The organism is Streptomyces sp. UH6 (assembly GCF_013421635.1).
In the GTDB taxonomy this organism is placed as follows: Bacteria; Actinomycetota; Actinomycetes; order Streptomycetales; family Streptomycetaceae; genus Streptomyces; species Streptomyces abyssomicinicus.
The window spans coordinates 1-3,719 of record NZ_JACADT010000565.1; the positions used below are offsets into that span (position 1 = coordinate 1).

A 3,719-nucleotide genomic window follows, 5' to 3' on the forward strand; every position below is an offset into this window, starting at 1 on the left:
TCGTGGACCTCCACCCGCAGCACGCCGTCCCCGTACCGCATGCGCAGCAGCAGGCCGCGCCCCGGCGGGACGCCGTGCAGGAGCGCGTTGGTCACCAACTCGCTCACGCAGAGCAGGACGTCGTCGGCCCGCCCGGCGAGCCCCCACTCCTCCAGCACGCCCGCGGCGAACCCCCGTGCCGCCCGCGCCGATCGCCTGTCGCGCCGGTAGAACCGCTCCCGCAGCCCGGCGCGTTGCTTCACCTCGTTCACGGGACGACTGTCACCGTGCGCGACTAGAGTGAACAGTGCGTGACCACGTACTCGCTGCCAGTACGAGCACAACCAGGGAGCCGCCGCATGCCGATGTCGCGCAGGCCGAAGAACCCGTCCGCCCTGCGCCTGCTCGGCGCCCAGATGCAGACGGCCCGCCGTGCCGCCGGGCTCACCCAGCGGTCGCTCGCCAACGCCGTCCACGTGGACCCGGAGACCATCGCCTCCGTCGAGCAGGGGCGCCGCCGCCTGATGCCGGACCTCGCGGCGCGGCTGGACCAGGCCCTCGGTACGCGGGGGCTGTTGGCGGCGGGCGTGGAGAACCTGCCGGAGATCGACCGGTTCCCGATGTACGCCGAGCAGTACATGGTCCACGAGCGCGAGGCGATCGCCCTGTCCTGGTACGACGCGCTGGTCGTACCGGGCCTCCTGCAGACCGAGGACTACGCGCGGGCGGTCCTGCGGGAACGCGTGCCGGTCCACGACGAGGACGAGATCGAGGCCAAGACCGCCGCGCGGGTGGCCCGCCAGGAGATCCTGCGGCGCAGGACGCCGCCGACGCTGAGCTTCGTGGTGTGGGAGCCGGTGCTGCACCTGGGGATCGGCGGCCCCGCCGTACGCCGTGAGCAGCTGCGGCGACTGCGCGAGTGCGCCGAACTGCCGGGCGTGAGCCTCCAGTTCCTGCCGACGCGGACTTCCTCACACGCTGGGCTCAACGGCCCCTTCACCCTCTTGGAGACCCCGGAGCACCAGCACCTTGCCTACGCAGAGGGCCAGCGCGGCAGCCAGTGGGTGTCCGACCCTGACGAGGTCTCCATCCTGGCGTGCAAATATGCGATGCTGCGCTCGCAGGCGCTGAGCCCGCTGGAGTCCAAGGACCTGCTCGACCACCTGCTGGGAGGCACACCGTGACCACGGCACTCACCTGGTTCAAGTCGAGCTACAGCGGCAGCGAAGGCGGCGAGTGCCTCGAAGTCGCCTACGCATGGCGGAAGTCCAGCCACAGCGGGGACGAAGGCGGCCAGTGCGTCGAGGTCGCCCCCTGCCCGCACGCCGTGCACGTGCGGGACTCGAAGAACCCCGGCGGGCCCACCTTCCGGGTCGCCCCCGCCGCCTGGGCCGCCTTCACCGCGGGGGTCGCGCCGCGGCAGTGACGCCGTTGTCGGCGCCGCCCCCTACAGTCCCGTCCCATGGCCAGCCTTCCCAACGCCCTCGCGAACCCGTCCACCACGCTCCTGCTGCCGCCCGGCCGTCTCCTCGACGCCACGACCGACGGTCCGTGGCACGAGCCGCTGCTCTGGTGCGCCGACGCCCCGGCCTCCGTCGGCGACTGGGCCTCGCTGCGGGCGACCGGCCGTGATCTCGGGCTCCTGCCGGTGCTCCTCGACGTCGGCACCCGCCAGAGCACTCCCGACGTGTGGGACCTCGACCCCGGCGGGACGTCGTACCCGGGGGACCACGACGCATTCGAGGTGCTGGACGGCTACTGGGCGGACTTCGCGGCCGTCCAGGACGACCCCGACGAGGCGGACGCCTCCCTCGACGCCTGGCAGGGCCTCGCCCCCGCCACCGCGCCCCGCGCCGACCCGGACGGCGACGCCGCCGACACCGCGGACTTCCTCGCGGAGGGCGTCCCCTGGCTGAAGGAGCTGCGCCCCGCCCTCGTGCCGGCCCGCCGCAGCGCCGACATACCGGCGGCCATCGGCTGGACCGGTCCGCTCAACCACGAGAACGACGTGGCCCGCCTCTGCGCCGTGCTGCGCTCGTGGGAGGACCGCTTCGGCGCCCGGGTCGTCGTCCTCACCTTCGACCAGCTGGTCCTCTCCGTCGCCTCGCCGCCCACCACCCCGGAGCACGCCGAGGCGGTGGCCGCCGAGCACTACGCGTTCTGTCCCGACAACATCGGCCAGGGCATCGCCCCGCTCGGCCGGTACGCCGAGGAGGCGGTGCGCAACAGTCACGTCTGGTCGTTCTGGTGGGACTGAACCCCTAGTCGGCCTTGATCGCCCCCAGCATGTCGAGCCGGGCTGCCCGCCGCGCCGGCCACAGCGCGGCCACGACGCCGATCAGCGCCGACAGCAGCAGGAACAGCACGATCCGCGCCCACGGCAGGACCAGTTCGTACGTCGACAGGCTGCTGCCCATCAGTTCGCCGGCCGCCCAGCCGAAGAACACGCCCAGACCGACGCCGAGCACCCCGCCGAACAGCGAGATCACCAGCGACTCCAGCCGGATCATCCGCGCCACGCCGCCGCGCACCATGCCCACCGCGCGGAGCATGCCGATCTCCTGGGTGCGCTCGGACACCGACATCGCCAGGGTGTTGACCACGCCCAGCACCGCCACGACCACCGCCATGGCGAGCAGCCCGTACAGCATGTTCAGCACCAGGCTGAACATCTGCCCGATCTCCTCGGAGAGCGCCTGCTTGTCCTGGACCACGATGGCCGGGTTGTCACCGAGCGCCTTCTCCAGGCGGTCCTCGTTCGCCTCGGAGGGACCGCCGTCGATCTTCACCATGACCTGGAAGTCGGAGATCCGTTCCTGGTGCGGGGCCACGGTCCCGGCGTCCACCACGATGCCGCGGAACATCTCGTTCCGCTCGTAGACCCCGGTGACGGTGAACTCCTGCTCGGTGCCGTCCTCCTGGGTGGCGGTGATGCGCGCCCCGGCCTCCCAGCCGTGCTCGGCGGCGAGCCGGTCGTCGACCATCACTCCGGCGCCGCCGACCTCGAACTTTCCGCTCAGCACGGGGAGTTCCATGACCTTGTCGAAGGCGGGACCGTTCACGGCGGTCAGGTACTGGGTCTCGTCGTCCACCTCGGCCGGCACCATCCGCAGCGGGCTGGTGGCCGACACCCCTTCCGCGTCGGCGAGCCGGCGCTCCACCTCGGGGTCGAGCCCCATGCCGTTGCCCATCGAGACCACGTAGTCCGCCTCGATCGCGGCGGTGGCCATCCGGTCGATGGACGTCTGGAGGCTGCTGGCGGCCACCGTCATGCCGGTGATCAGGGTGAGGCCGATCATCAGCGCGGAGGCGGTGGCGGCGGTGCGGCGCGGGTTGCGCACGGCGTTCTGCCGGGCGAGCCGGCCGGAGACCCCGAAGAGCCTCAGCAGCGGAGCGACGGCGGCGACGACCGGCCGGGACAGCAGCGGCGTGAGCACGAAGACGCCGAGGATCAGCAGGACCGCGCCCAGCCCCATCGGGGCCTGCGCGTCCGACCGCTCCATGGTGGTGGCGTACAGGACCACGGCGGTGCCCACCCCGGCGAGCAGCGCGCCGAGGGTGTTGCGCAGCACCAGGGACTTGACCGTCGCCGTGGCGTGCACGCTGCTCATCGCGGCCACCGGCGGGATCTTCGCGGCCCGGCGGCCCGGGAGCCACGCGGCGCCCACCGTCACCAGGACACCGACCGCGAACGCGACGGCCACCGTGGTGGGAGCGATCACCAGCGGGCCGTCCGGGAG

At 72.6% G+C, this 3,719-nt stretch carries 5 protein-coding genes; 3 read left to right on the forward strand and 2 right to left on the reverse strand.

Translation table 11 applies throughout. The features are described 5' to 3' along the window. Positions 1 to 251: ATP-binding protein (locus tag HW445_RS22075; RefSeq protein ID WP_374939683.1), on the reverse strand; the 251-nt coding region annotated here is incomplete at its 3' end. 87 nt (positions 252 to 338) lie between these two features. Between HW445_RS22075 and HW445_RS22080 the strand changes: the two genes are divergently transcribed. The 3 genes from HW445_RS22080 to HW445_RS22090 are packed head-to-tail and all read left to right on the forward strand — an operon-like array spanning position 339 to position 2,236. Further along, the gene (locus HW445_RS22080) at positions 339 to 1,163 is read left to right on the forward strand and encodes a helix-turn-helix transcriptional regulator (RefSeq protein ID WP_180222713.1); all 825 of its coding nucleotides are present in this window, start codon (positions 339 to 341) and stop codon (positions 1,161 to 1,163) included. Then, complete coding sequence (locus HW445_RS22085) at positions 1,160 to 1,405, forward strand: DUF397 domain-containing protein (protein WP_180222714.1); 246 nt, start codon at positions 1,160 to 1,162, stop codon at positions 1,403 to 1,405. Before HW445_RS22080 ends, HW445_RS22085 begins: the two co-directional genes overlap by 4 nt. A 36-nt stretch (positions 1,406 to 1,441) precedes the next feature. Continuing rightward, positions 1,442 to 2,236, forward strand: a complete 795-nt coding sequence (locus HW445_RS22090) for a DUF4253 domain-containing protein (protein WP_180222715.1) — start codon at positions 1,442 to 1,444, stop codon at positions 2,234 to 2,236. Between the two features lie 4 nt (positions 2,237 to 2,240). Here HW445_RS22090 and HW445_RS22095 read toward each other — a convergent pair. After that, positions 2,241 to 3,719, reverse strand: a 1,479-nt coding sequence (locus HW445_RS22095) for an FtsX-like permease family protein (RefSeq protein ID WP_180222716.1), incomplete at its 5' end; no start/stop codon positions are given.